Raw genomic sequence first — 26923 nt, 5'->3', positions numbered from 1 at the left:
GTCGGGGAGGGATAACTACTCGTACAGAAAATCCAGCACCGCCGTTTCGGACAGCACCGCGTCGTCGGTCGCATGGCGGCCGGCGCGCGCCTGCTCCGCTTCGGTGCGCGTCGCCTGCAGATAAGCGCCGAGATGGCGCGCGCGTTCGATGATGCGGTAATTTTCGTCGAGCCGCGCCGCCGCGAAGCGCCTGAGACCGGCGGCGACATCGCCTTCGGCGCGCAAGCCCTCGACCAAAGCGGCGGCGTCGTCCGCCGCCTTCGACACCCCGGCTGCGACATGCGGCCGCGCCACGAAAGCCGCATCGCCGACGATCGCTACGCGGCCGAACGCCATCTGCGGCGACTCCAGATCGTAGATCGGCTGCAGGATCGGCTCGGCGATCAGCCGCACGATCTCGCGGAATTGCGGCGCCAGCAGCCGCTCGGCATCGGCGCGCATTTCGACGATGGCGTCGCGGCGGATCAGCGGCGGCGGGATCGAGATCGCGTGGGTCACGCCGCTCTCGTCGGTAAGAAGCCATTGCAGCTTGGTCTTCTCCTCCGCCGGCCGATACCAGACGACGTTGAAGCGCCGATGCCCCGGACGCAGATCGTTGTCCGGACCAGCCACCGGATAGCCGAGGAACTGTTCGCCCGGCGGCAGGCCGAACGACATGTACTCGAACAGCTCTCGGTGCACGGCCGGCGGAAACGCACTTTCGGCGATGAGCGCCCGCCAGGCGCTGTAGCCCGCGTATTGCGGCAACACATGCGGCAGGCATTGTTGCCGCACGGTCGAACGGATGCCGTCTGCGCCCACCAACATGTCGGCGGAGATTTTTTTCCCATTCGAAAAGCGAGCGACAACCTTGTTCTCGTCCTGCTCAAATCCGGCGAGCCCGTGCCCACGGTGATAATGTTCCCGCGGAAAAGCATCGCGCAGCAGCCGGTACACGCGCTCCCACGCCGTGAGCACCTGGGGGCACTCGTACTGATGCGTCAGCCGCCCCTGCGCGTCGAGAATCTTGCGGGTGGTGATGTGCACGCCAAGGTCGTCGGTCGCGAGGCCAATATTGCGCAACCGTCCGATGAGTTCCTGCTGCGCCACGATTCCCGCGCCGCGACCGGACAATTCGCTGTCCACCCGCTCGTAGACGTCGACGTCCCACCCGGCCCTGCGCAACAGCAGGGCGCTGAGCAGCCCACTCATCGAGCCGCCAATGACGACGGCGCGCATCCCAGAAGGTCCCGGCAATTGACGTTCCTCAATCTTTTCGATCGCGGAATTATCCTATATATGACACTCAATAGCACTGGAGGACTCCCATGGCTTTGACAATGCTCGACAAGGCGGTTGAGAAAAAAGAGAAGTCGCAGTGGCCGGCCGATATCGCCGCGGAATTCGAACGCGAGGCGAAGAACCCGAACCCCTGCGTTGGCTCGATGCTGCTTTCCGAGAACGAACGCACCCGCGTGTGGATGATCAAGCTCGCGCCCGGCGAGCGCATCGGCTTTCACCGCCACGTGCTGGACTATTTCTGGACGGCGGTGAGCGGCGGACGCGGCCGCCAGCACGTGCATGACGGCACGACGGTCGAGTACACCTACCAGGTGGGCGAGACGCGGCACGAGACCTACGGCGCGGGCGAGTTCAAGGTGCACGATCTGGAGAATCTCGGCGACCGCGACATGATCTTCATGACGGTCGAGTTCAAGGACAGCGCCAACAAGCCGATGACATTGCCGGCGGGTGTGAAGCCGCAGTCGGCCGCGGCCTAATCGCGATACGGGACTGCCAACGACGCGCGCCGGTTGCGCCGGCGTGCGGCCCGTTGCCGCGGGATTGGTTTGACGCCCGATCAATTTGGCTAGCCAAGCCGGCAAAATTCGGTGCAAACTGCACCCACTGCCGCGGCCCCGGCCGCGACGGGATAACCGCCCGGCGCTCCGCGCAGCGGCGGGCAAAGAACGAGCGCAACAGCGCCTATAAGAAACGTGACGGGACGAACGAGGGGACAATGTCGGCCACGCCGCCAGCGCCATCGATGACGGTGCACCGCGCCGGTTCTCTGCATGCACCCGGGCACGGGCGCGAGACCTGAGGACGGCATGGACTTCAGTCTTCTGTTGAATGCAATCATCGCCGGGCTTCTCCTCGGCGGTTTTTACGCCGCGGTGACCGTCGGCATTTCGATCTCGTTCGGTATGCTCGACGTGGTGAACATCGCGCATCCGGCCTTCATCATCCTTGGCTCATACATCGCCTACATCGTCAATGCCAACTTCGGCGTCGACCCGATCGTCGTCAGCATCGTCGCGCTGCCAGCCTTCTACCTGCTTGGCGCGGGCATCTATCAGATCTTCTATGTTTCCTTCGAGAAGCGTGGCCAGGATTCGCTGCGCGGACTGGCCTTCTTCTTCGGCCTATTGTTCGTGACCGAGGTGGTCCTGGTGCTGGTGTTCGGCGTCGACTACCGCTCGGTCGATGCTTCCTATATCGGCGCGAGCCTGCGGCTGGGTCCGCTCGAATTCCCGTACCGCATGCTGGTGCCCTGCGTGACGTCGCTGATCATGTTCGCGGGGCTGCAGATCTTCCTTGGCCGCACCTTTATCGGCCGCGCCGTGATGGCGGTCTCGCAGGACCCGCTGGCGCTGCGGCTGATGGCCGTTGATCCGACCCGCATCAAGCGCATCGCCTTCGGCATCTCCATCGCCACCGCCTCGCTCGCCGGCGCCTGCCTCATTATCATCCAGCCGGTGATCCCGTCGGTCGGCCGCGACTATATCGGTCGCATCTTCGCGATCTGCGTGCTCGGCGGACTGGGAAGCCTGCCGGGAACGCTGATCGCCGCTCTTCTGCTCGGCGTCATCGAGAGCATCACCTCGACCTTCTACGGGCCCTCGTGGGCGCCGGCGGTATCGTTCGGCATTCTGCTGCTCACGCTCGCCGTGCGTCCCTCCGGCCTATTGGGACGCTGACCCGTGCGAACGCCCGTTTTTGTTCTTATTCAGCTCGTTCTCGCCACCCTGTTCTATCTGGGGCTTCGCTTCTTCGGCAACGACTACCTGTTCTTCGCCGGTTACACGGTGCTGCAGTTCATCATCCTGTCGACCGCCTGGAACATTCTCGGCGGCTACTGCGGCTACGTGAACTTCGGCTCGGCCGGATTCTTCGCCATCGGCGCCTATACCAGCGTGTTTCTCTACACGATCGGGCAATCGCCCGAGGACATCTTCCCGGCGTCGATCCTGCCGGTGGCGCAGGCGATCTTTCCGCTTCCGGTGCCCATCATCATCGTCATCGCCGGCATCATGGCGGGCCTCGTCGGCCTCGGTACCGGCTATCTGACACTACGGCTGCGCGGCGTCTATTTCGCCATCGCGACGCTGGCGCTCGCCATCGTGCTGCAGACCCTGGTCGTGAACTGGTCCTTCGTCGGCGGCTCGCGCGGGGCCTACGTCATTCCACCCAATACCGTGCCGGTGATCGGGCCTTACATCCAATACCTCTTCATTCTGATGCTGCTCATGACGATCATCGCGCTCACCACTGCGCGGCTGATCGAGCGATCGAGGCTCGGGGTCGGCTTCGCCACCATCCGCGACGACGAACTGGCGGCGGAAGCCTGCGGCGTACCGACCCTGAAGCTCAAGCTGGTCGCAACGGTCATCTCCGGCGCGCTGATGGGCATGGCCGGCGCACCCTTTCCCTTCTACATCGGCTACACGGAGCCGGGCTCGGTGTTCGATCTTGGCTACGCCGTGAACACGATCGCCATGCCATTGATCGGCGGCACCACGTCCTGGGCCGGACCGTTGATTGGCGCCGTGCTGCTCGGAACGATGCAGCAGGTCGCGACCGTCACGATTTCCTCTGCGGTCGGCCTGCTGATCGTCGGTCTGCTGCTGGTCGGCTTCGTGGTCGCCGCGCCGAACGGCATTCTCGGGCTGTGGCAGGGTTGGTTCGGCAAGCGGAGCAAGCCATGAATGCGCCGCTCCTCCAGGTAGAGCGCGTCGGCAAGCGCTTCGGCGGCTTCGTCGCGCTCGATTCGATCGACCTTGCCGTCGCCGAAGGCGAACGGCTCGGCCTCATCGGACCGAACGGCTCCGGCAAGAGCACGTTGGTCAATTGTATCTGCGGCACGCTGCATAACGAGGACGGCAGCGTGACCTTCGCCGGCGAGAAGATCGACGGCTTCGCCGCCCATGAGCGCACGCGTCTCGGGCTGGCGCGCAGCTTCCAACTGCCGCGCCCGTTCATGAGCATGACGGTTGCCGAGAACATCCGCGTGCCGTTGATCTATACCGTGGCGGCGCGTTCCGGGCATCATCTGTCGGCGGCCGAGATCGACGATCGCTGCATGGAACTGCTCGCGCTGGTCGCGCTCGACGGCAAGGCGCGGCACAATCCGCGTGACCTCACGCAGGTCGAGATGCGCAAGCTCGAACTCGCGCGCGCGGTGGCCGCCGAGCCGAAACTCCTGATCGCCGACGAAGCGATGGCCGGCCTGTCGCATTCCGAGGTCGAGGACATCGTCAAGCTGCTGATCCGCCTCAACGAGCGCGGCATCACCATCATCATGATCGAGCACATCATGCGCGCGGTGATGGCGTTCTCGCAGCGGCTCGCCGTGCTGGTCTCCGGCAAGAAGATCGCCGACGGCGCGCCGGACGACGTGATCAAGGATAAGGACGTCGTGGGAGCCTACCTTGGCACATAACGACAACAGCATCACCGTCGATGGCATCGACGCCGCCTACGGCGCCGTGCGCGTGCTGGAGAACGTCTCGGTCCGCGCCGCCGGCGGCGAGACAGTCGTGCTGCTCGGCACCAACGGCAACGGCAAGTCGACGCTGATGAAGTGCATGATGGGCATGGTGCGCCCGCAGAAGGGCAGCATCACCGCCGTCATCGACGGCGAGACCCACGACCTCGTCGGCAAGAGCACAGAGCACATCGTTGACCTCGGCATCGCGCTGGTGCCGGAAGGCCGGCGTCTGTTCCCGCGGCAGACGGTAGAAGAGAACCTGCTGCTCGGCGCCAGCCGCCGCAAGGCGCGCGCGCAGATCAAGCCGAACCTCGAATTCTGCTTCGAAATCTTCCCGCGGCTGGCCGAGCGCAAGAACCAGCTCGCCGGCTCGATGAGCGGCGGCGAGCAGCAGATGCTGGCGCTGGCGCGCGCGCTGATGCTCTCGCCGCGCATCCTGCTCATCGACGAGCCCTCGGTCGGGCTCTCGCCGCTGCTGGTCAGCCGCACCATCGATGCGATCAAGCGGCTGAAGGATCACTACCATCTGACGGTCTTGATGGCGGAGCAGAACTTCGTGCAGGCGGTGCGCATCGCCGACCGCGGCTACGTGATCGTGCACGGCAAGATCGCCTTCGAAGGCAGCTCAGCCGACGAACTCAACAACAACGACCTCATCCGCCAGTTCTATCTCGGACTGGATACGTAAGGCCAACGCTGCACGGTCTCGCCTTCCCTCTCCCTGAAAGGGAGGAGGGTCAGGGAGGGGGGCTGCGTGTGGTCCGCCAATTCGCAAACTACCCCCCACTCGGACCGCTGACGCGATCCGCCCCCCCTTCAAGAGGAGGTGGACCCGCGTGTGGCTCACGCACAGTAGAAACAAAAACGGCGCCGTGTTTGGCACACGGCGCCGTTTTGTTGTCGTCGTGAGATCGGCTTACTTATGCGCCTTCTCGTAGGGATAGACCACCTTGCCGGTCGCCAGGCTCGGGGGCGTGAGCACGGTCTGGTAGCTCATGCCACGCCACGTCTCGAGGTTCGCGTCAGGCTTGATGTCGTGATACTGCACCTGCAGCATCCGGCCCTCGGCCCACTCGCCCTTGGCGCCGAATTTGATCGGCCCCATCACTGTCTGGAAGGAGTGCGACTTCAAATAAGCAGCGATCTTGTTGTCGTCGATGCTCTTGGAGCCCTTGATCGCGTCGCCGAGGATCTGGAACTGGGCGTAGCCCCAGCCACCGAGGTAATAGCCGAGCGGATCGACGCCGGCCGCCTTGGCACGTGCCTGGTACTCCTTGAAGAACGCCTCGGTGCCCGGATACATCTCCTTCTTGTCCGGAACCCAGGTCTCATAGTTCACGATGCCGTTGAGCTTGCCTTTGAGCTTGTCCTTGAAGACGAGAGCCTGCAGGCCGACCATTGCACCGCCAAACATCTTCGGGTTCAGGCCGGTCTCGTTGGCCGCCTCGATGATGCCGACGGAATCGGCCGGATAGGAACACACCACCACGAGATCGGCATTGGCGGCCTTGAGCGCCTGCACGATCGAGGTGAAATCCGAGGTCTTCGGTGGGGGCGGGTAGCTCTTGTCATAGACGATCTTGAAGCCGCCCTTCTTGGCGTTCTCGCGCGCGCCTTCGCAGGCATTCTGCGAGAATTCCGCGTCGGCATAGGCGAGCGCGACCGTTTTCGGTTTCGGTTTCTGTTCTTCCGCGATCTGGAAGAAGCCCTCCGTGAACGAGGTCTTCGTGCTCGGCCCGGTCGGCAGGACCGAGAAGTATTTCGGGTATTTGAACTTGCCGTTCACGTCGAGCGCGAACAGACTGATGTAGGTCTTGCCCTTGCGGATGACGACGGGCATCGCCGGCGCGTTCTGGTTGGTAGCATAGCCACCCACCACGAGATCGACGTGGTCGACATCCAATAGCTTGGTGTAGATACCCGGTACGGTGTCCGGCTTGCTCTGGTCGTCATAGTACTTGAGTTCGACCTGCCGGCCGAGCAAACCGCCGGCCTTATTGATCTCGTCACGCCAGATTTCAGCGCCGAGCAGCGCCTGCTTGCCGTTCGGCGACAGGAAGCCGGTCAGCGATTGGCCGAAGCCGATCACGATCGGCTTCTTGTCTTGGGCTTGCGCCGGGTGCGTGGCGAACAGGGCGGTGGCCATCACCGCAGCCCCGACGCCCGCCATCCAAGCGCACGTACGTAGTTTCAGTCTTGAAAGCATCCATTCCTCCCGTTTTGAAATTCGTTTTGCCGCATTGTAAGCGGGTTTCGGTTCCGCGCGCTAGGGGCTAAGTCCACGAAAAAGTTGGGCTAAATCCCCTCCACCATGATGGTTTCGACCTCGCCCGCCCCGCTGCGCCGGAACGCCGCAGCGTCGTCGTAGTCCTTGGAGGTGAAGCAGGCGACGCCCTGCTCGAACGTGGGAAACTCGATGACCACGAAGCGCTGGAATTTGTCCAGCCCTTCCATGATCTGGAATTTGCCGCCGCGGGCGAGCACCTTGCCGCCGAATTTGGCGATGATGCCCGGCACCAGGTCCGTATATTTCTTGTATTCGACAGGATCGTTGATCTTCGAGCGCGCGACCCAATAAGCAGGCATGTGACGTTTTCTCCATTCCCAGTCGGCCGGACTTGTGCCGATCGTCCCGGCCATGCTTTGCACTATCGAAGACGTGAGTGCCCTGCACAAGAAGGCGTGGCGAAAGGACAGGTAATGGCGCGCAGAATCATCGACATTTCGGTGCCGCTCGAGAATGACGTGGCCGCCGACCCTCCAGGCTACGGGCCGAAGATCGAATATCTCGACCACCAGCAGACCGCGGCCGATATCCTGAAGTTCTTTCCCGGGCTGAAAAAAGAAGATCTGCCGGACGGCGAAGGCTGGGGCTTCGAATGGGTCAAGCTGTCGACGCACTGCACCACGCATCTCGATGCGCCGTATCATTTCGCCTCGACCATGGACCACGGCAAGCGTGCCCTGACGATCGACGAAGTGCCGCTCGACTGGTGCCTGCAACCCGGGGTGAAACTCGACTTTCGCCATTTCCCCGACGGTTACGTGGCGACCGCCGCCGATGTCGAAGCCGAGCTCAAGCGCATCGGCCACACGATTTCACCATTTGAAATCGTCGTGGTGAACACCAGCGCCGGCGCCGCTTACGGCCGCCCGGACTATGTCGCCAAAGGCTGCGGCATGGGCCGCGAGGCGACGATGTATCTGCTCAAGCGCGGCGTGCGCGTCACCGGCATCGACGGTTGGAGCTGGGATGCGCCATTCATCTTCACGATGCAGCGCTATGCCGAGACGCGCGATCCCTCGATCATCTGGGAAGGCCACCGCGCCGGCCGCGACATCGGCTATTGCCATATCGAGAAGCTGCACAATCTCGAGGCTCTGCCTTCGACCGGCTTCATGGTGAGCTGCTTCCCGGTCAAGGTGCGCGGCGGCTCAGCCGGCTGGACGCGCGCCGTCGCCATCATCGACACGTGAGGCGACGGCGCGATCCGTCTCAGCGTTTCCACGGCAGCAGGTTGACCGGGAAGTCGGCGCCGCTCCGGTCCCGATGCGGCCGCGGCGTCACCTCCGGCCGCGGCGTGCCGTCGGCATCGACCGTCCGCCGGTAGAGGTGCCAGGTCGCGTGGCCGAGCACGGGCAGCACCACGGCGAGGCCAAGGAACGCGGGCAGGGACGCGAGCACCAGCAAGGCAGCTACGATCAGGCCCCACAACGCCATAGTCACCGGATTGCGCACGACCGCTTCGATCGACGTCTTGAGCGCCACCGCTGCGCCGACATCGTGGTCGAGCAGCAACGGAAACGACACGACACCGATGGTCAGCACGGCCGCCGCGAACAATAGTCCGACACCGTTGCCGACGACGATCAGATTCCAGCCGGCCGAGGTGGTGAACACGTCACGCAGGAACGCGCCGATCGATGCCGGCGGCGCATAACCGAAATCCGCGACATAGATCGCGTTGGCCACGGCAAGCCACACGCCGAAAATCACCAGGAACAGCGCGCCGAGTGCGGCGATGGCGCCGATCGACGACGACTGCATGACGTCGAAGGCATGCGTCGCATTGACGTCGAGCCCCGCCTCGCGCCGGCGGCTCAATTCATAGAGTCCGAGCGCCGCGAACGGACCGACCAGCGCGAAGCCGCTCGCCAGCGGGAAGATCAGCGGCAGCACCGAATAGCCGAAGGCCAGCCGCGCCAGCACCAGGCCGGCCAGTGGATAGAACAGGCAGAGGAAGATCGCGTGCGTCGGCATTGCGAGAAAGTCGTCTAAGCCGCGCGAGAGCGCGATCTTCAAATCCTCGACGCCGATACGACGCACCGTGATCGTGGCGGGCGTCGCGCCCGCGCCGACGAGAACGTTCGAATAGGCCATGTTCGCCTCCCTGATGCATCCGCTTCAGGTGGCTGTGGCGCACTGCCGCTCGGAGTCGTGGGTCGTTTCGCCGGCTCCAAGGTCATGCCCACGAGCCACGAAGTGGTGTAAGGATAGCACGGCGCCGGCAGGCGGCCGATCACGATTGCGCGCGGCGGAACTCAGGCCCAAAGGCGCTCGTTTTCCAGACCCTTGTAGATGCCGGCCACGTACTCGCCGTAACCGTTGAACAGCAAAGTCGGCCGCCGCTCGCCCGTGCCGATCACCTCTTCCGTCGCCTGGCTCCAGCGCGGATGCGGCACCGCCGGATTGACGTTCGCCCAGAAGCCGTATTCGGAACCCTGGATCTGCTGCCACATGCCGAGCGGCTGCTTGTCGACAAACGAGAAGCGCACGATCGACTTGATCGACTTGAACCCATATTTCCACGGCACCGCGAGCCGCAGCGGTGCGCCCTGCACTTTCGCCAGCGGATGGCCGTAGGCGCCGGTGGCGATGAAAGCGAGATCGTTGGTCGCCTCCGCCATCGTCAGGCCCTCGATATACGGCCAAGGAAACCAGCTCATGCGCTGGCCCGGCGCCATCTTGGCATCGAGGAAGGTCTCCATCCGCACGAATTTCGCCGAACCGAGCGGGCGCGCGAAATCGACCAGCTTCTTGAGCGGGAAGCCGGTCCAGGCGATGGCCATGCTCCAAGCTTCAACGCAGCGATGGCGATAGGTGCGCTCTTCCAGCGTCATCTTTTTCATCAGATCGTCGACGCCGATTTCGAACGGCTTCTCGACCATGCCGTCGATCTTCACCGTCCACGGCCGGGTCTGCAGCTTCTCCGATGCCGTCGCAACGTCCTTCGACGTGCCGTATTCGTAGAAATTGTTGTAATGCGTGTTGATGTTCTCATCGGTGATCGGCCGGTCGAGCTTGTAGGTCTCGTTGCGCTTGGCGGGATAAAGGCGGGCGCTCGGGTCGGCCAGCTTATCGACGTCACCGACCCGCTGGGCGATGGCAGGCCCGGACATCAGCGCCAGCGCGCTCGCGCCGCCGACCAGCAGGGCGCGGCGGTTGAACACCAATTGCTCCGGCGTCGCCAGACGCTCGGGCAGATCCCACGGACGGCGGCTGTTCGGCAAGGCGGATACTCCCTGAAGTCCCCGTGCGAGACCTACGGCGGCCCCGACTCACTGGCAAATCACGCTTGCGCGAGAGGAACTTACGATTTCGGACGGACGTTTCCAGCCGGAAGGAGAGCAGCCCAGTGGACGAGTTCGCCAGCCGACATTACCCGGTGCAGGAGAATATGCGCTTCCAAAAGCGATCCTGGGTCGTGGAGCGCCTTGGTTGGCTCGTGCTCACGGTCATCGCAGTCGTCGGGCTGACGGGCGCCTTCGGCAACGGCCCGGCGAGTTGGGCGCACGCAACCGGCGGCGCGCTCTCCGTCACCTACGAGCGCTTCCAGCGGGCGACGCGGACGTCGTCCTTTGTCTTCGATCTCGGCCCCGGCGGCGCCGGCGAACGGACGCTGCATCTGAGCGCGTCGTTCCAGCGCGACTTCGAATTCACCAGCATCCAGCCGCCGCCGTCACGCAGCAAAACGGATCGGGACGGGATCGACCTGACCTTCGCCGCGCCGCCGGGCGCTGCAGGCCGCGTGGTGATCTGGGCGCACGCCCGTTCTTACGGCTTGAGCCGCATCATCGCGAGCCTGGATGGCGGTCCGGCCGCCGCGTTCTGGATCTTCGCTTACCCGTGAGGCGCAGCACATGGACAGCGTGATCAAAGCCACCGTCGTCTTCTTCGTTCTCTGGGCGATCATCCGCGTCTCCGGGCGGCGCACGCTCGGCGAGATGACCGCCTTCGACTTCGTGCTGTTCATGATCATCGGCGGCTCGACGCAGCGGGCGATCACCGGGCAGGACTACTCGCTCATGAACGCGCTGCTGCTCGTCGCCACTTTCGTGACGCTGGACGTCGCGCTCTCGATCCTGGAATTGAAATCGCCGTTCTTCCGCCGCGTCCTCAACGCGATGCCGATGATTCTGGTCGAGAACGGCTATCCGATGACCGAGCGCATGCAGCGGGCCCGCATCACGCAAGACAATATCCTCGCGTCGGCGCGGCGGCTGCATGGGCTCGAACGTATCGACCAGATCAAGTTCGCCATCCTCGAGGCGACCGGCGAGATCACCATCGTCCCGGCGGTGCAAGCGGGCACCGTCGAGCCGATGCCCGCCCGCGCGCCGAACGCCTGACGCCGACGACGGTGGCTATTCCGCAGCGCGGCGCGCGGCCACGATCTGGTCCGCCGTGCGCCCGGTCAATTCCGCCATGTGATTGAATTTGAACCTGAACGAGCCGACACCGGCCGTCGCCGAGCGCACCTCGATGATGAGGTCGCCGATCTCCGCTTCCGGCATCTGCGCGCGCACAACGTCCCAACCGGTCCAGCCCTCGCGTGTGTCGAAGCCGAGGATCTGGCCGCGCCGGCTGGACATGATGGCGTTGATCTTGGCGGTGGCATCGCTCGGGCAGACGATCTCGACCTCGTGGATCGGCTCGAGCAGCACCGGCTGGCACTGCGGCAGACCCTCGCTCATGGCGATGCGCCCGGCCGTGCGGAACGCCTGATCGGAGGAATCGACGGTGTGATAGGAGCCGTCGACGAGCGCCACCGTGAGGTCCACCACCGGGAAGCCGAGCGGACCGTGCTTGAGACCGTCGAGCACGCCCTCCTCGACCGCCGGGATGTAATTGCGCGGCACCACGCCACCGGTGATGCGGTCCTCGAAAGTGAATCCGGCACCGCGCGGCCGGTGCTTGATCTCGACCACCACGTCGCCGAACTGGCCGTGCCCGCCGGACTGCTTCTTGTGCCGGCCGCGCACCGAGACGTCCTTGCGGATGGTCTCGCGGTAGCCGACGGTCGGCGGCCGCGTGCTGACTGGAACCGCAAAGCGGTCGGCCAGACGCTCGGTCGCGACCCGCAGATGCATCTCGCCCTGCCCCCAGATCACCACGTCGTGGTTTTCCGGGTTGTGCACAACGACCAACGAGGGATCCTCCTCGGTGAGCTTGGTGAAGGCGACGCCGAGCTTGACGTCGTCCTTGCGCTCCCGCGCCTGCACCGCGATCGCCAGCACCGGCGGCGTCGGCTGCACGTCGAAGAGCGCGGCATGCGGCTGCTTGCCGGTCGACAAAGTCGAGCCGGTCCTGGCGGTGTCGAGCTTGCCGAGCGCGACGGTGTCGCCCGCCGCCGCCGGCCCACGTTTCTCGAAATGCTGTCCCATCAGCTTGAAGACGCCGGAGACGCGGCCGGCTTCTCCCGTCGGCAGCGACAGCGTGGTGCCGTCGCCGATCTGGCCCGACAGCACGCGCGTGACCGACATCTTGCCGCCATGCGCGGTGTGGAACGTCTTGAGCACCAGACCGACCGCCTCCGCGCCGGCCTTCACGCCGAGACGCTGCACGGTCTCGGCGACGCCCGGGGCTTCGTGCCGCAGCGCTTTCAACAGCCGCAGCACGCCGTTCGAGCGCGTGGCGCAGCCGAGCAGCACCGGGCAGACGATGCGGTCGCGCAATTCCTTGGCGAGATCGTCGAACACCTTGTCACGCGGCGGCTGGATGTCGTCCAGCAATTGCTCCATCAGCGCGTCGTCGTGATCGGCGAGCGTCTCCAGCATCGTGAAGCGCGCTTCCTTCTCGCGGCTGAGATCGTCGCCGGCGAGGTCGATGATTTCGGAGGCCGCGTACTCCCTGTAGACGAAGGCGCGCTCGAGAGCGAGATCGACGAAGCCGGCAATGAGATCGCCCTTCCAGATCGGGATCTGTCGCAACAGCAGCGGCACGCGCGAGGCCGGCTGCAGGAGCTTGATCGTCTCGCGCACGCGCTTGTCGGCTTTGTCGATCTTGTTCAGGAACAGGAAGCGCGGAATGTTCTGCTCTTCCAATTCGCGCAGGATGAGCTGCAGCTGCGGCACCTTCTTCTCGTCCGCCTCGCAGACGACGACTGCGGCGTCGACCGCCGGCAGCACGGTGCGCATGTCGTGCAGGAATTCGATCGAACCGGGGCAATCGACGAAAGTATAGCTCTCGCCCATGAAATTGACGGACGCAAAGGTCGCGTCGACGCTCATCTTGTGAGCGCGGGCTTCCTTGCTCGCGTCGCCGACCGAGGTGCCGCCGTCGACCGTGCCCTGGCGCGGAACCGCGCCGGTACGGGCCAAGATCGCTTCGAGAAGTGTGGTTTTGCCGCTCTGGAAGGGGCCCACCAGTGCAATGCACCGGGGACCCTTGGGAGTCGTGCCGTTTTGTCCCATGTCGTCCTCCCTGCCGGCCGGGAGGTCGGACCAAGTTTCCCGGCCCTGAGCGATATCGTCTCAGGACAGCGGCGGACTGGCAAGGGGCGCTTTTGTGGCGCAGCGGCCACGCGCCGATTATTGGCCCGTGCCGAGCGTGGTATCGACGATCTCGGGGACGTTGACCCCGGCGTCGATCAATTTTTGTTCCTTCAGCCAGGCCACCTGCCGCTCGATGTCGGCGGTATTGAGGCTCGCCTGCGGGTCCATCGGATAGGCGCCGGTCTCCACCGTACCGGCGGCGCGGCCGAGCTCGCGGCCGGGGAAGACGTAACGCGCGATGACGGTCGCGAGTTCGCGTGTACTGACGTTGGAGATGCGCTTACCGTAACGATCGAGTTGCACCATCGCGCTATAATCGGCAGCGCCGCGGCGATAGGCGTGCACGAATTTGCCGGCCGCCGCGTGACGCTCCATCAGCATCTTCTTCGACACGAACAGCGCGCCGAGATCCTGCTGCTCGCCGACCTCCGAGTACCAGCCGACCAGCATGCCCTGGCTTGCCACCATCAGTTCGCGCGCATAGGCGGCCGGCAGGATCGCGGCCTCGGCCTTGCCTTCCGATACCGCCAGAGCCGCGGCATCGACGGTCTGCAACGGCTTGATCGTGATGCTGTTGAAGTCGAATTTCTTGACGCGCGCGATCTGCGCGAGCTGGTAATGAAACGGCGAGCCGAGCACCGTGATTGCCACCGAGCGGTCGGCGAGGTTCTCCATCTTACGCAAGCCGTTCGCCCAGGCGGCGTTGGAGGCGACGACCTCGTTGCCCTCGAAGCCCTTGCGTTCCTGCACCTGTGCGGCGACGAGCTTGAAGAACCCCTGCCCTGCGTAGTTGAAGGTCTGCGGCGTGAAGCCGGCGAGGCCGAAGTCCACCGCCCCGGCGGCGACCGCCTGCGCGACGTCCTTGTCGGACGCATAGGCCGTCATCTCGACATTGAGGCCTTCGGCGCTGAAGTAGCCGCGCGCGACGGCGAGGAACAGCGCGCCGTTGTCGGACGAGCGGGTCGTGCCGACGGTGATGCGCTCCTCCGCCATGGCCGGCGTGAAAAGCAAGGCGGCGAGTGTGAGGACGGCGAGCGCGCGGCGAATCATGCGCGCGACAATACCGTGATTCGTATGGGACGCCGTGCGCGGTCGCGGAGGCGATGCCCGTCTACTTCAAATTGCCGCAGAAGCGCTGGATGCGGTTGCAGGCCTCTTCCAGATCCTCGTTCCGCGTCGCGTAGGAGATACGAAAGGCCGGACCGAGACCGAAGGCGGAACCGTGCACCACGGCGACGCCCTCCTGTTCCAGAAGCTCGGTGACGAAATCCTCGTCGGTCGCCAGCGTCTTGCCGGTCGGCGTGGTCTTGCCCATCGTGCCGGCGCAGGACGGATAGACGTAGAAGGCGCCCTCCGGGGTCGGACACTTGATGCCCTTCGCCTGGTTGAGCATCGACACCACCAGGTCGCGCCGCTCCTGGAAGATCTTGTTGTGCTTCGGGATGAAGTCCTGCGGCCCGTTCAGCGCTTCGACCGCCGCCCACTGCGACGCCGCGGCCGGGTTGGTGGTCGACTGCGACTGGATCATCGCCATCGCCTTGATCAAGGGCTCCGGCCCGCCGGCGTAGCCGATGCGCCAGCCGGTCATGCAATAGGCCTTCGACACGCCGTTGACCGTCAGCGTGCGCGGATAGAGCTCGGGCTCGACCTGCGCCGGCGTCGTGAAGACGAAATTGTCATAGATCAGGTGCTCGTACATATCGTCGGTCATGATATGCACGTGCGGGTGCCTGAGCAGCACGTCGGCGAGCGCCCGCAGCTCGGCGCGCGTATAGGCCGCCCCGGTCGGGTTCGACGGCGAGTTCAAGAGGAACCACTTGGTCTTCGCCGTGATCGCGCGCTCGAGCGCCTCGGGCGTGATCTTGAAACCCTTGTCCATGCCACAGACGACCTCGACCGGCTTGCCGCCGGCGAGCAGCACCATGTCGGGATAGCTGACCCAATACGGCGCCGGGATGATGACCTCGTCGCCCGGGTTCAAAGTCGCCATGAAGGCGTTATAGAGCACCTGCTTGCCGCCGGCGGAGACGGTGATCTGCGACGTCTTGTACTCGAGGCCGTTCTCGCGCTTGAACTTTGCCGCGACCGCCTGCTTGAGTTCGGGGAGGCCGTCGACCGCCGTGTACTTGGAGGCGCGGCCCTCCCTGATGGCGCGAATCGCCGCTTCCTTGATGTGCTCCGGCGTGTCGAAATCCGGCTCGCCTGCGCCCAGCCCGATGACGTTGCGGCCGGCCGCCTTCAGCGCGCGCGCTTTGTCCGTCACCGCGATGGTCGGGGACGGCTTGATGCGCTTGAGGTGGTCGGCGAGGAAGGCCATTAGGAGCTCCGAAGTCGCGGTCAAAACGGCAATTTCGGGCGTCGGTGTGGCGCAATAATGCGGCGGCGGCAAGTCGCAAGAACTGATCGATCGATCAACCCTGTTGATGGGCGGTTTTGCGGCCATCTGGCAGTTCGACCGGCGGCCCCCCGCAACCGCGGCAGAAGCCGGTATGTCCGCTTTATTGCGACCGAATTAACCAGCGGGCAACCCGCACGGGTGTAGCCGATAAGGCACCGAAATCGCTTTGGGCCGACACCTCATGCAGTGGCATGCCACGGGCCTGCGCAGGTCGGATCGGATCATCTGGTCGGTCATTGCGGTCGCGGCGGTCATCGTGTTTTTTACGCCGCTGGTCTCCCGGTTTCATCTCGTCTGGAGCTCATTCCTCGGCCCCGGAACGGCGACCGCCGTCTTCCTGGCCGCGCAGTACTTCTACCAGCGGCACCGTACGGATCCCCGGCTGGTGGCCGGGCTGGGCGGCACCGCCCAACTGATCGCGTTCGCGGCTGTCGCGGCGCCACTGTCCTACATTGCCGCCAGCGTGAACCTACCGCTCGATGATCGCCTGCTCGACGGCCTTGATCGTGCCATGGGTCTCGATTGGTTCGCATGGCTCGACTGGACGAACGCTCATGCATCGGTCCATGCGGCGTTCTGGCTGATCTACTACAGCCTCTTGCCGCAGACGGCGATAATCGTGCTGGTGCTCGCCTTCTCGGGGCATCTGGGTTGGTTGCGAGCATATATGCTCGCCTTCATTGCCACGACGCTTGTCACCATCGCGGTGTTCGCCCTCGTGCCCTCAGAAGGCGTGTGGGGGCTTCTCCATCTTCACGCCACGAACATGCAGATTCTGCCGGCGGTACACGGCGACTACCTGGCGACCTTGCGCGGCCTCCGCGAAGGGACCTCTCGCTCGTTGATCGCCACCGGAGCCGAAGGAATCATCAATTTTCCTAGCCTGCACGCCGCGCTCGGACTTCTGTTCGCCCTCGCCCTGTGGCCAGTCCGGGTTCTGCGATGGGTCTGGCTGGTGCTGAACGTCACGATGATTTTCACCGTGCCCGTGGAAGGCGGCCACTATTTCGTCGACGTTTTCGCCGGCATCGCTATCGCCGCCGCCTCGCTTGTCGTCGCCCATGCCATTGTGCGGCGCGCGCACGCCGCGACGCCGGCTGTGATCGAGGCTGCCCTGGTGCCAGGCCGCTGACGCGGGACCATCGCGCACGCATGCGCGAATTCCAATTACCGCTTCATGCTGCACCGCGCCATCGCTGAATATTTGATGTAGGAGGCCGGTGGCGTTTTGAAATCGACTCCCTACAATATCGGGCAAGAGCCGGAGAACGGCCGCTGACCTTGTCCAAAGGGAGCGCGCCATGAAGCTTACCGCCGAGCAGCTCAAGGCTTTCGACGAGCAGGGTTACGTCTTCTTCCCCGACTGCTTCTCCGAATTCGAGATCGCGCTGCTGCGCCAGGAAGCGGAGAACATCCTCAGGCTCAATCGTCCGGAGATCTGGCGCGAGAAAACCGGCGCGCCACGCACCGCCTTCGCCGCGCATACGTTCAGCGATGTATTCGGCCTTTTGGCGCGGCATCCGCGTCTGGTCGTGCCGCTGCAGCAGTTGTTCGGCGAGGACGTCTACGTCCACCAGTTCAAGCTCAATGCCAAGGCGGCCTTCGAAGGCGACGTCTGGCAATGGCACCAGGATTACGGCACCTGGCAACGCGACGACGGCATGCCGGAAGCGCGCGCCATGAACATCGCGGTATTCCTCGACGAAGTGATGCCGATCAACGGGCCGCTGCTGCTCATCCCGAAGAGCCACAAGCAGGGCGTCTTCGAGGCGGGCCACGACACGCTGACCACGTCCTATCCGCTCTGGACGCTCGACAAGGACACGGTCACCCGGCTCGTTTGCGAGGCGGAAGACGGCAGCAGCGCCGGTATCGTCGCGCCGACCGGAAAACCCGGCTCGGTGCTGATGTTCCACGGCAATCTGGTGCACGCCTCGCCGCCGAACATCACGCCCTATCCGCGCAAGATCGTCTATCTGACGCTGTGCGCGGTCTCGAATCACATTACGAAATTCAACCGCGCGGAGTGGATCGCACATCGCGATTTCACGCCCATCGCTCCTGTCGATGACGGCGCGTTGGCGGACTATGCGCGCGCGCACCAGGTCGCGGCGGAATGAATTGTTCGTGATCGCCGTCATGACGAGATGCAATTCGCGCCAAATGACGCATTTGCAGCACGTCGTGCCTTTGCGTCCGTCGTCGTATCGTCACACGATCAGCCTTGCTATTGCCGGACTTGCCGCGCCTGATTGCGGCGTCGCCGCGCGAGGATCTTGACGGGATGTACACACTCTATTCGATGCAGCGCTCGGGCAACAGCTACAAGGTCCGCCTTGCGCTGGCCCGGCTCGGGATTCCGTACCGCCTCGTGGAGGTGGACATCCTCAAGGGCGAGAGCCGCACGCCCGAATTCCTCGCCAAGAATCCGAACGGCCAGGTGCCGCTTCTCGAGGTCGCGCCGGGGCGGCACATCGCCGAGTCAAATGCGATCCTCTGGTACGTCGCGATTGGCTCGCGGCTGGCGCCGGAGGACCGCATCGAGCGCGCCGAGGCATTGCAGTGGATGTTCTTCGAGCAGCACAGCCTCGAGCCGAACATCGGCGCCGCCTATTTCTGGCTCTGCCTGATCAAGGGCGGCCGCGAGCTGCAGCAGCACGCGCTCGAGGACTGGATGGAGAACGGCTACCGCGCGCTCGGCGTGATGGAGATGCATCTCGCCAGGCACGACTTCTTCGTCGACGGACATTTCACCGTGGCCGACATCGCGCTCTACGCCTACGCGCACGTCGCCGAGCAGTGCGACTTCGACCTGTCCGGCTATCCGGCGGTGCGCAGTTGGCTCAAGCGCATCGAGTCGGAGCCGGGCTACGTGGACATGGACTGGCAGCCGCAGGAGTTCGCTGCCGCCGCGCAGTGAGCGGCGTTAAGAATTTATTAACTTATTCACGAAAACGCCGCTGTTCCTCACCGGCTCCGCCGCAATGCCGTCGAACGCGCGCCGGCTTCCGCAACCAATTGTGGTTAACGTCGTTATCGATGTGATTCGACGAAAAAAAAGGTGCGTCATGGGCCAGCCCGTCCCAACAAGCGGCTTTGCCACCCGGCCCCGCCGCAAGCTCGGCCGTGAGCGGCGGACCGCCGCCGTCGCCGAACTGATCGCCACTATCGTTCTCGGCCTGGGTACGATCGTGGCGGCGACCGCCGTGACCGTCGGCTTCGCGCATGCCGACGTCGTCGACGGCATCGTCGGTCACGAGGGCAGCCTGTTCGCGGTCGCCCTCGTGCTCGGCCTCCTGTTCATCGGCATGGGTGGCCTGACCGTGCTCAGCCTCAGCGAAAGGCCGCGCCGCCCCCGGCACTGAACGCTCAGTGCGCCGTGATGCCGGCCTCCTTGATGACCGGCCACCACTTCTGGATTTCCGAGTTCTGGAATTTGGCCAGCGCCTCCGGCGCCTGCTCCTCCGGCGGGAAGATGTCCTGCGCCAGCGCGGTCAGCCTGTTCTTGATCTCCGGATCGGCGAGTGCGCCGCGCAGCGCGCCGTTGAGCCTGGCGACGACGTCCTTCGGCGTGTCTTTGGGCACCCAGAGCGCATGCCAGAAGGTGAAGTAGAACCCCGGAAGGCCCGCCTCGTCGGTGGTCGGAATGTCCGGCGCGGTGGCCAGGCGCTTCGGCGCGGTGACGGCGAACACCTTCACCTGTTTCGCCTTCAACTGCGCCATCGACACCGCCGGCGTGTTGAGCAGCACGTCGATCTGCCCGGACACGATCGCCTGCGTCGATTCACCGGCGCCGCGATACGGAATCATCTGGATCGGCGAGTTGATCGCCTTCTGGAACAGGATACCGCTGACATGGCTGGGCGAGCCGATGCCGGAATTGCCCTCGGTCGCCGTCTTCGGGTTCGCCTTGATCCAGGCGATCAGCTCCTTGAGGTTATTGGCCGGGATGTTGCCGCGGGCGACGATAAGGAAGGGCTGGGTGGCGATCAGGCCGATCGGCTGAAGATCCTTCAAGAGATCGAAGTTGAGATGATAGATCGCGCCGGTGGCGACGTTGGTGCCCCATTGGCCGATCAGCATCGTGTAGCCGTCCGGGGTCGCGTGCACGACGCGGCCGACGCCGATCGTGCCGCCGGCGCCCGAGGTGTTCTCGACGACGATCGTCTGGTGCAGTTGCTTGCTCATGCCCTGCGCGATCAGCCGGCCGATGACGTCGGTCGAGCCGCCGACGCTGAGCGGCACCACCAGCGTGATCGGACGCGACGGATAATTGTCGGCAGACGCCGGGCCGATCAGGGCCAGCGCGAGACCGGCGGCCAGAAGCCATTGTTTCATTGCGTGTCCTCCCCTAGGTCTTCTTTGCGCCGACCTTGCCACGGCGTGCCGCGCCGCGGAAGCGCCTTCCGCGCCGGTTTATTTTGCGCCGGTGAAAACCATGCGCATGATGGGACGTTGCTTCCGGGTCAGCGGAGGTGAGTCATGAAATGTCCGGCAGCCGTTTTTGCTCTGCTTGCGCTCATGGGGATCGCGAACGCGCGAGCGGAAACGTTCCCCTCCTCCGCCGGGCAACTGTCTGTGACGACCGTCACCGCGCATCTGGTGCATCCCTGGGCACTCGCCTTCCTGCCCGACGGCCGCATGCTGGTGACGGAACGGCCCGGCCGCATGCGCATCGTCGACAGGGATGGCAAGGCGTCGGCGCCGCTGGCGGGCGTGCCGAAAGTCTATGCGCGCAGCCAGGCCGGGCTGATGGACGTTACCCTCGCGCATGACTTCGCGCAGTCGCACCGCATCTATTTCTGCTACGCCGATTCCGTGCCTGGCGGCGCCGAGATCGCGGTTGCGCATGCCCGGCTCGATGACGGCGCATCGCCGAAACTCGAGCAGGTCTCGAAGATTTACGAACAAAAAGGTCCGCCCGGCAGCGGCCTCAACATCGGCTGCCGTATCGCGCAGGCGCCCGACGGCAATCTCTTCGTCACCCTCGGCGATCATTTCGCCGCCAAGGAAGACGCCCAGAGGCTCGACAACACGATCGGCAAGATCGTCCGCATCACGCCGGACGGCAAGGCGCCGGCGGACAATCCCTTCGTCAACAAGCCCGGCGCGTTGCCGGAGATCTGGGCCTATGGCGTGCGCAATCCGGAAGGGCTCGCCGTCAATCCCGCTAACGGCCAACTGTGGGAGCAGGAGCACGGCCCGATGGGCGGCGACGAAATCAACGTCATCGAAAAGGGCGGCAACTACGGCTGGCCGGTCGTCAGCTTCGGCCTCAACTACGACGGCACGCCGGTCGGCACCGGCAAGCAGCGACAATCCGGCATGGTCGATTCCGTATGGCACTGGACGCCGTCGATCGCACCGTCCGGCATGGCCTTCTACACCGGCGACCTCTTCCCGCAGTGGAAGGGCAACCTGTTCAACGGCGCGCTAAAATTCCAGTTGCTGTCACGGCTCGAGTTGAAGGACGGCAAGCCCATCAAGGAGGAGCGGCTGCTCAAGGGCATCGGCGCGCGCATCCGCGACGTGCGCCAGGGGCCCGACGGCGCGCTCTATCTGCTCACCGACGAGGACGACGGCCGCATCCTGCGCGTTACGCCGGCGAAGTAAATCCGGATGGCCCTGGCCGGCCCGTCGCGCATTGACGTCGGCGCGCCCGCCATGTGCTAGTCTCGCGATCTCGGACTCGTCTTGGAATGCCAAAGCCCGCCTTCACGCCCGTCCGCACCGTTATCTGCGCCCGCTGCGGCGCCGCCTTCGCCTGCGGCCTGTCGGCCGAATGCTGGTGCACTTCGTTGCCTGCGCGGTTGCCGCTGCCGGACGACAAGACGGAGGACTGCCTCTGTCCCGACTGCTTGCGGCGTGCGGCCGGGGTTTCAGATTCTCAAAACACGCCAAGGTGATCGGCGGCAGCGCGTTTCGCCGCTCGGCCGCGATGCTATAAACGCCTGCCCGCTGTCACGGGCCCAGGGGAGAGAGACACATCCATGATTGATTTTTACGCGCTGACCAGCCCGAATGTGCAGAAGATCTTCATCATGCTCGAGGAATGCGGCCTGCCGTACAATCTCAAGCCCATCGACGTGTGGAATTCCGAGCAGTTCACGCCCCAGTTTACGAAGATCAATCCGCTGCAGAAAGTGCCGGCGATCGTCGACTCGGAAGGCCCCGGCGGCATGCCGTACACGGTGATCGAGTCGGGCGCGATCCTCATCTATCTCGCCGAGAAGAGCGGCAGGTTCATGCCGAAGGATGCGGCGAAACGCTACGACACCATTCAATGGCTGATGGTGCAGATGGCCAATGTCGGACCAATGTGCGGGCAGTTGGTGCATTTCTCCAAATACGCACCGCCGGGCCAGGACTACGGCCACGGCCGCTACCGCACGCAGGTCAACAAGGTGTTCGACGTCTATGAGCAACGGCTGACGAGCCAGCCTTATGTCGGTGGCGACGAGTACACCATCGCCGACATCGCCGCCTTCCCCTGGCTGCGCAACATCGCCCTGCTCGCTATCGATCTGTCCGAGCGGCCGCACCTGAAGGCGTGGATCGAAAAGATCGAGGCGCGCGACGGCGTCAAGCGCGCGCTGGCCCGCGTGGCGACCGTCAAGTCATCGCGCGACAACGCCACGGACGACGCCAAGGACCGCTTCTTCAGCCGCGGCAAATACGCGCTCGCGTGAGCGCACCGCCGGCCGCTAGCCCGTCGCCACGGCTGCAACACGAAGGCCGGCTAATTCCGCCGCGACTCGACAATTTCCCTTATCTTTGCGCGCGCGGGACCCGCCGGGTTCTGCGCGCGAGCGCGTTGGATGAACATGATGTTCCGCTTGTTTGAACGATGGGTGAAGATCACCGGCCTGCCCGATGCGGAGACGGTGCCGCCCACGGGTCTCGTCGACTTCTATTGGCACTTCGCCCGCCAGACCAAGCCGGTGTTCGTCGCGCTGTTCGCCATCGGCTTCGCCGTGGCGCTGCTCGACGTCATGATCCCGGTGTTCATCGGCCATGTCGTGACATTGATCACGCAGGCGCATCCGGCGGAGCTCGTCGCCCACTACTGGCGCGAGCTCGCCGGCATGGCCGCCGTGCTGCTCCTGCTGCGCCCAGCGGCCTACGCCACGCAGCAGTTGCTGATGAACCAGGCGATCGCCGCCAACGTCTCGAACCGCATTCGCTGGCAGAACCACTGGCACGTGGTGCGGCAGTCCTGGGCCTTCTTCCAGAATGATTTCGCGGGGCGCATCGCCAACCGTGTGATGCAGACCGGCCCGGCCATCCGCGAGAGCCTAGTGCAATTGCTCACCGCGGTGTGGTTCATCGTCATCTACGGCACCAGCGCGCTCCTCCTGCTGGCGCATGCCGATCCGTGGCTCGCGGTGCCGGTGATCCTCTGGTTCGGCGCCTATGCGGTGATGCTGCGCTACTTCGTGCCGCGCATGCGCGACCGCTCGAAGGCGACGTCGGAAGCACGGTCGATGCTCACCGGCCGTATCGTCGACAGCTACACCAATATCGTCACGGTGAAGCTGTTCGCGCGCGCCCGCGAGGAGGACGCCTACGTCCGCGAGGCCGTCGACTTCCACAGCGCACGCTTCCACGAGGCGCTGCGGCTCAACACGCTGTTCGCGCTGACGCTGAACATGCTCAACGCGCTCTTGATCGTCGGCACCGGCGCCTTCGCGGTCGGGCTGTGGATCCACGGCGATGTCACCGTCGGCACCGTGGCCATGGCATTGCCGATGACGACGCAGATCGTGTCGGCGTCGGGTTGGGTGGCGTGGCAGGTGACCGGCATCTTCGAGAACATCGGCGTGGTGCAGGAGGGCATGATGACCATCGCCCGTCCGCACACCCTGCTCGACAGACCGGACGCCGCGCCGCTCGCGGTCACAAGCGGCGAGGTCGCGTTCGACCACATTCGCTTCGGCTATGGGCGCGAGAGCGGCGTCATCGACGACCTGACGCTCACCGTGAGGCCGGGCGAGAAGATCGGCCTCGTCGGTCGCTCCGGCGCCGGCAAGTCGACGCTGGTCAACCTGCTGCTGCGCTTCTTCGACCTGGAGGGCGGCCGTATTCTCATCGACGGCTGTGACGTCGCCGCGGTGACGCAGGAGTCGCTGCGCGCGCAGATCTCGCTGGTGACGCAGGACACCTCGCTGCTGCACCGCTCGATCCGCGACAACATCCGCTACGGCAAGCCGGAGGCGGCCGACGCGGAGGTCATCGAAGCGGCGAAGCTCGCGCATGCGCATGACTTCATCCTCGAGCTCGAGGACCTGCACGGCCGGCGCGGCTACGACGCCCATGTCGGCGAACGCGGCGTCAAGCTCTCAGGTGGTCAGCGCCAGCGCATCGCCATCGCTCGCGTGATCCTCAAGGACGCGCCGATCCTGGTGCTCGACGAGGCGACCTCCGCCCTCGACAGCGAGGTCGAGGCGGCGATCCAGCAAAGCCTCGGCACCCTGATGCGCGGCAAGACGGTGATCGCCATCGCGCACCGCCTCTCGACCATCGCGCAGATGGACCGCATCGTCGTGCTCGACCGCGGCCATATCGTCGAGCAGGGCACGCACGCGCAGTTGCTGCGCGCCGACGGCCACTACGCCGCGCTGTGGCGGCACCAGTCCGGCGGCTTCATCGACGCGGTCGACAGCCAAGCCGCGGAGTAGCGCTGTCATTCTCCTGTCACGGTAGCGTCGGCGACTTTGCCGCGACGCTTCCATGAAGGGGACGACCGATGAGCACCGCCGATCTGGCCGACGCCGCGCCCGCCACCGGCATCGTCTGGGCCTACCGCTTCGCGCCCGACGGCAGCGCTGCGGCGCTGCGCCCGGCCGAAATCGACGTGTCGCTTGCGTCGCACGAGCCGGGCTGGGTCTGGGTGCATCTGGCGCTTGCCGACGCGCGCTGCCGCTCGTGGATCGTACAGCACGCACCGGTCTCCGACAGCGCGCGCGAATTACTCGCCGGCAGCGACCAGCATGTCCGCCTCGACGTGCTCGGCCACGAGATCGTCGGCGTCGTGCCCGACCTGCAGCAGGAGCTCGGCGAGCATACCGATGCGCTGGTGCGCCTGCGTTTCGTGCTGACCGAGCGCATGCTGATCACCGCGCGGCAGCGGCCGGTGCATTCGGTCGAAACGACGCGCCGCGCGCTCGAAGGCGGCAAGCGCTTCCCCAACGCCGTCTCCTTCCTCGACGGCATCATCGACCAGTTCGCCGACGCGGTCGCGCGCATGGCCGAGCGGCTCGGCGATGAGCTCGATCGCGCCGAGGACAGGGTGCTCGACGAGGAGCCGGCCGACGAGCGCGTGCGGCTCGGGCGCGTGCGCATCCAGGCGGTGCGGGTGCATCGGCAACTGGGGCAGTTGCGCAGCCTGTTCCACCGCGTCGAGTCGCGCATCGCCGCCGAGAACGCCGCCGTCGGCCGCGCCGTGCGGCGGCTGGCGCAAAAGCTCGACTCCATCGACCACGAGATCGGCTCGCTGCACGAGCGCGCGCGCCTTTTGCTCGACGAGCTCGACGCCAAGACCGCGGCCATCGCCAACCGCCGGCTTTTCACGCTATCTATCCTCACAGCCTGCCTGTTGCCGCCCACTCTGGTCACCGGCTTCTTCGGTATGAACACCAAGGACCTGCCGTTCCAGAACACGGACGGCGGCACCTGGCTGGCGCTGCTCGTCGCTTTCGCCTCGGGCGCGATCAGCTACTGGGCGTTGCGGCGGATGCGGGCATTCTAGGGAGAGACGAGATGATTACGGAAATCGCGCAGATCGACGTGAAGCCCGGCATGGAGGCCCAGTTCGAGGCCGGCGTGCAGAAAGCCGTGCCGCTGTTCCAGCGCGCCAAGGGCTGCAAGGGCATGCGCCTCGCGCGCTCGCACGAGAAGCCGCAGCGCTATCGGCTGTTCGTCATGTGGGAGACGTTGGAGAACCACACGGTCGACTTCCGCGGCTCGGCCGACTTCCAGGACTGGCGCAAGCTGGTCGGCGACTGCTTCGCCGTACCGCCGGACGTGGAGCACGTGAGCGAGGTGGTAAAGGGGTTCTAGATAGCGCGCGTTATTCTAATCCCCGTTCGTCCCCGCGAAAGCAGGGACCCAGCTGGATCGTACCAGCACGACAAAGCCTGGGTTCCCGCTTTCGCGGGAACGAACGGAAATCGCGACACCGTGAGCGCTACGCACTCATCTTCTGCACGAGCGCGTCGGACACCTCGAAGTTGGCATAGACGTTCTGCACGTCGTCATTGTCGTCGAGCGCGTCCATCAATTTCAGGATCTTCTCGCCGGCCTCGTCGTCGACGGCGACGGTGTTCTGCGGCTTCCACATCATGCCCGACTTGCGCGGTTCACCGAACTTCGCCTCCAGCGCCTTGGCGACCTCGTGCAGCGTGTCGGTCTTGGTGACGATCTGGTGGCCGTTCTCGTCGGAGACGACATCCTCGGCGCCGGCTTCGATCGCCGCTTCCAGCACCTCGTCGGCGGTCGCGACCTTGGCGTCGTATTCGACCGTGCCGAGATGATCGAACATGAACGACACCGCGCCGGTCGTCGCCAGGTTGCCGCCGGCCTTGGTGAAGATCGCGCGCACCTCGCCGGCCGTGCGGTTGTTGTTGTCGGTCAACGCCTCGACGATGACCGCGACGCCGCCCGGCGCGTAGCCCTCGTAGCGGATCTCGTCGTAGCTCTCGGTGTCGCCGCCCTGGCTCTTCTTGATGGCCCGCTCGATATTGTCCTTCGGCATGTTCTCGGCCTTCGCCTCCAGGATCGCGGCGCGCAGGCGCGGATTGAACGCCGGATCGGGCAAGCCAAGCTTCGCCGAGACGGTGATCTCGCGCGCGAGCTTGGAGAACAGCTTGGAACGCGCCTTATCCGCGCGCCCCTTCTTGTGCATGATGTTCTTGAATTGTGAATGGCCGGCCATGGCTGATCTGTCGAAGCGTAACGGGTTGATCGGATTGTCGGTTTGAGGCGGCTATATAGGCCGATCG

At 64.9% G+C, this 26923-nt stretch carries 28 protein-coding genes; 18 read left to right on the top strand and 10 right to left on the bottom strand.

Annotation, left to right across the window (positions count from 1 at the left end; all coding sequences use genetic code 11):
• Positions 1-15: 15 nt before the first annotated feature.
• Positions 16-1218 carry an FAD binding domain-containing protein gene (locus VGV41_RS21805; protein ID WP_326866288.1) on the bottom strand — a complete coding sequence of 401 codons (1203 nt, stop codon included), beginning with the start codon at positions 1216-1218 and terminating at the stop codon, positions 16-18.
• 89 nt (positions 1219-1307) lie between these two features.
• Here VGV41_RS21805 and VGV41_RS21800 point away from each other — a divergent pair, with 89 nt between their 5' ends.
• From VGV41_RS21800 to VGV41_RS21780, 5 genes are all read left to right on the top strand, one after another.
• Positions 1308-1760 (top strand): hypothetical protein, encoded by a 453-nt coding sequence (locus tag VGV41_RS21800; RefSeq protein WP_326866287.1) that lies wholly within the window; start codon positions 1308-1310, stop codon positions 1758-1760.
• Positions 1761-2090: 330 nt separating this feature from the next.
• Positions 2091-2960: a branched-chain amino acid ABC transporter permease gene (locus VGV41_RS21795; RefSeq protein ID WP_326866285.1), complete on the top strand. Its 870-nt coding sequence runs from the start codon at positions 2091-2093 to the stop codon at positions 2958-2960.
• A gap of 3 nt (positions 2961-2963) precedes the next feature.
• Positions 2964-3968: a branched-chain amino acid ABC transporter permease gene (locus tag VGV41_RS21790; protein ID WP_326866284.1), complete on the top strand. Its 1005-nt coding sequence runs from the start codon at positions 2964-2966 to the stop codon at positions 3966-3968.
• The gene (locus VGV41_RS21785) at positions 3965-4702 is read left to right on the top strand and encodes an ABC transporter ATP-binding protein (RefSeq protein WP_326866283.1); all 738 of its coding nucleotides are present in this window, start codon (positions 3965-3967) and stop codon (positions 4700-4702) included. The genes VGV41_RS21790 and VGV41_RS21785 overlap by 4 nt, the downstream gene beginning before the upstream one ends.
• Positions 4692-5438, top strand: a complete 747-nt coding sequence (locus tag VGV41_RS21780) for an ABC transporter ATP-binding protein (protein WP_326866282.1) — start codon at positions 4692-4694, stop codon at positions 5436-5438. The genes VGV41_RS21785 and VGV41_RS21780 overlap by 11 nt, the downstream gene beginning before the upstream one ends.
• Positions 5439-5666: 228 nt before the next feature.
• Here VGV41_RS21780 and VGV41_RS21775 read toward each other — a convergent pair whose 3' ends face one another.
• Positions 5667-6896 carry an amino acid ABC transporter substrate-binding protein gene (locus VGV41_RS21775; protein ID WP_326866281.1) on the bottom strand — a complete coding sequence of 410 codons (1230 nt, stop codon included), beginning with the start codon at positions 6894-6896 and terminating at the stop codon, positions 5667-5669.
• 149 nt (positions 6897-7045) lie between these two features.
• Positions 7046-7336: a DUF1330 domain-containing protein gene (locus tag VGV41_RS21770; RefSeq protein WP_326866279.1), complete on the bottom strand. Its 291-nt coding sequence runs from the start codon at positions 7334-7336 to the stop codon at positions 7046-7048.
• Between the two features lie 114 nt (positions 7337-7450).
• Between VGV41_RS21770 and VGV41_RS21765 the strand changes: the two genes are divergently transcribed.
• Positions 7451-8227 (top strand): cyclase family protein, encoded by a 777-nt coding sequence (locus tag VGV41_RS21765; RefSeq protein WP_326866278.1) that lies wholly within the window; start codon positions 7451-7453, stop codon positions 8225-8227.
• A gap of 19 nt (positions 8228-8246) precedes the next feature.
• Here the strand turns inward: VGV41_RS21765 and VGV41_RS21760 are convergent, their stop codons facing one another.
• Positions 8247-9131: a DUF2189 domain-containing protein gene (locus VGV41_RS21760; RefSeq protein ID WP_326866277.1), complete on the bottom strand. Its 885-nt coding sequence runs from the start codon at positions 9129-9131 to the stop codon at positions 8247-8249.
• Positions 9132-9292: 161 nt separating this feature from the next.
• Complete coding sequence (gene msrP / locus VGV41_RS21755; RefSeq protein ID WP_326866276.1) at positions 9293-10261, bottom strand: protein-methionine-sulfoxide reductase catalytic subunit MsrP; 969 nt, start codon at positions 10259-10261, stop codon at positions 9293-9295.
• A gap of 125 nt (positions 10262-10386) precedes the next feature.
• On the opposite strand from msrP, the gene VGV41_RS21750 reads away from it, so the two are divergent.
• Both VGV41_RS21750 and VGV41_RS21745 read left to right on the top strand, forming a co-directional pair.
• The gene (locus VGV41_RS21750) at positions 10387-10881 is read left to right on the top strand and encodes a hypothetical protein (protein ID WP_326866273.1); all 495 of its coding nucleotides are present in this window, start codon (positions 10387-10389) and stop codon (positions 10879-10881) included.
• Positions 10882-10891: 10 nt separating this feature from the next.
• Positions 10892-11380, top strand: a complete 489-nt coding sequence (locus VGV41_RS21745) for a DUF421 domain-containing protein (protein WP_326866271.1) — start codon at positions 10892-10894, stop codon at positions 11378-11380.
• Between the two features lie 15 nt (positions 11381-11395).
• Here the strand turns inward: VGV41_RS21745 and VGV41_RS21740 are convergent, their stop codons facing one another.
• From VGV41_RS21740 to VGV41_RS21730, 3 genes are all read right to left on the bottom strand, one after another.
• On the bottom strand, positions 11396-13444 hold the full coding sequence (locus VGV41_RS21740; RefSeq protein WP_326866270.1) for an elongation factor G: 2049 nt from the start codon (positions 13442-13444) through the stop codon (positions 11396-11398).
• Positions 13445-13561: 117 nt separating this feature from the next.
• Positions 13562-14575, bottom strand: coding sequence for an ABC transporter substrate-binding protein (locus VGV41_RS21735; protein ID WP_326866268.1), 1014 nt, complete (start codon positions 14573-14575; stop codon positions 13562-13564).
• 61 nt (positions 14576-14636) lie between these two features.
• Positions 14637-15842: a pyridoxal phosphate-dependent aminotransferase gene (locus tag VGV41_RS21730; RefSeq protein ID WP_326866266.1), complete on the bottom strand. Its 1206-nt coding sequence runs from the start codon at positions 15840-15842 to the stop codon at positions 14637-14639.
• Between the two features lie 262 nt (positions 15843-16104).
• On the opposite strand from VGV41_RS21730, the gene VGV41_RS21725 reads away from it, so the two are divergent.
• From VGV41_RS21725 to VGV41_RS21710, 4 genes are all read left to right on the top strand, one after another.
• Positions 16105-17055 carry a phosphatase PAP2 family protein gene (locus tag VGV41_RS21725; RefSeq protein WP_326866265.1) on the top strand — a complete coding sequence of 317 codons (951 nt, stop codon included), beginning with the start codon at positions 16105-16107 and terminating at the stop codon, positions 17053-17055.
• Positions 17056-17224: 169 nt separating this feature from the next.
• Positions 17225-18043: a phytanoyl-CoA dioxygenase family protein gene (locus tag VGV41_RS21720; protein WP_326866264.1), complete on the top strand. Its 819-nt coding sequence runs from the start codon at positions 17225-17227 to the stop codon at positions 18041-18043.
• A 164-nt stretch (positions 18044-18207) separates the two neighbouring features.
• The gene (locus VGV41_RS21715) at positions 18208-18843 is read left to right on the top strand and encodes a glutathione S-transferase family protein (protein WP_326866262.1); all 636 of its coding nucleotides are present in this window, start codon (positions 18208-18210) and stop codon (positions 18841-18843) included.
• Between the two features lie 148 nt (positions 18844-18991).
• A complete protein-coding gene (locus tag VGV41_RS21710; RefSeq protein WP_326866261.1) occupies positions 18992-19288 on the top strand; it encodes a hypothetical protein in 297 nt (98 codons plus the stop codon).
• Between the two features lie 4 nt (positions 19289-19292).
• Here the strand turns inward: VGV41_RS21710 and VGV41_RS21705 are convergent, their stop codons facing one another.
• Positions 19293-20261 carry a Bug family tripartite tricarboxylate transporter substrate binding protein gene (locus tag VGV41_RS21705; protein WP_326866260.1) on the bottom strand — a complete coding sequence of 323 codons (969 nt, stop codon included), beginning with the start codon at positions 20259-20261 and terminating at the stop codon, positions 19293-19295.
• Between the two features lie 240 nt (positions 20262-20501).
• On the opposite strand from VGV41_RS21705, the gene VGV41_RS21700 reads away from it, so the two are divergent.
• The 6 genes from VGV41_RS21700 (at position 20502) to VGV41_RS21675 (ending at position 25982) form a co-directional block, all read left to right on the top strand.
• Entirely contained in the window at positions 20502-21536 is a 1035-nt protein-coding gene (locus tag VGV41_RS21700; protein ID WP_326866259.1) for a PQQ-dependent sugar dehydrogenase, read from the top strand.
• Positions 21537-21622: 86 nt separating this feature from the next.
• Positions 21623-21829, top strand: a complete 207-nt coding sequence (locus tag VGV41_RS21695; protein ID WP_326866258.1) for a cysteine-rich CWC family protein — start codon at positions 21623-21625, stop codon at positions 21827-21829.
• Between the two features lie 84 nt (positions 21830-21913).
• Positions 21914-22612 (top strand): glutathione S-transferase family protein, encoded by a 699-nt coding sequence (locus VGV41_RS21690; protein WP_326866256.1) that lies wholly within the window; start codon positions 21914-21916, stop codon positions 22610-22612.
• A gap of 138 nt (positions 22613-22750) precedes the next feature.
• Positions 22751-24601, top strand: coding sequence for an ABC transporter ATP-binding protein (locus tag VGV41_RS21685; protein ID WP_326866255.1), 1851 nt, complete (start codon positions 22751-22753; stop codon positions 24599-24601).
• A gap of 68 nt (positions 24602-24669) precedes the next feature.
• Positions 24670-25671, top strand: a complete 1002-nt coding sequence (locus VGV41_RS21680; protein ID WP_326866254.1) for a CorA family divalent cation transporter — start codon at positions 24670-24672, stop codon at positions 25669-25671.
• Between the two features lie 11 nt (positions 25672-25682).
• Positions 25683-25982, top strand: coding sequence for an antibiotic biosynthesis monooxygenase family protein (locus VGV41_RS21675; protein WP_326866253.1), 300 nt, complete (start codon positions 25683-25685; stop codon positions 25980-25982).
• A gap of 127 nt (positions 25983-26109) precedes the next feature.
• Here the strand turns inward: VGV41_RS21675 and VGV41_RS21670 are convergent, their stop codons facing one another.
• Entirely contained in the window at positions 26110-26856 is a 747-nt protein-coding gene (locus tag VGV41_RS21670; RefSeq protein WP_326866252.1) for a YebC/PmpR family DNA-binding transcriptional regulator, read from the bottom strand.
• Positions 26857-26923 lie beyond the last annotated feature (67 nt).

This window comes from Pseudolabrys sp., from assembly GCF_035943735.1.
GTDB lineage: Bacteria > Pseudomonadota > Alphaproteobacteria > Rhizobiales > Xanthobacteraceae > Pseudolabrys.
The sequence above is the reverse complement of the archived record's forward strand: the minus strand, read 5'-3'. Positions and strand labels throughout refer to the sequence as shown.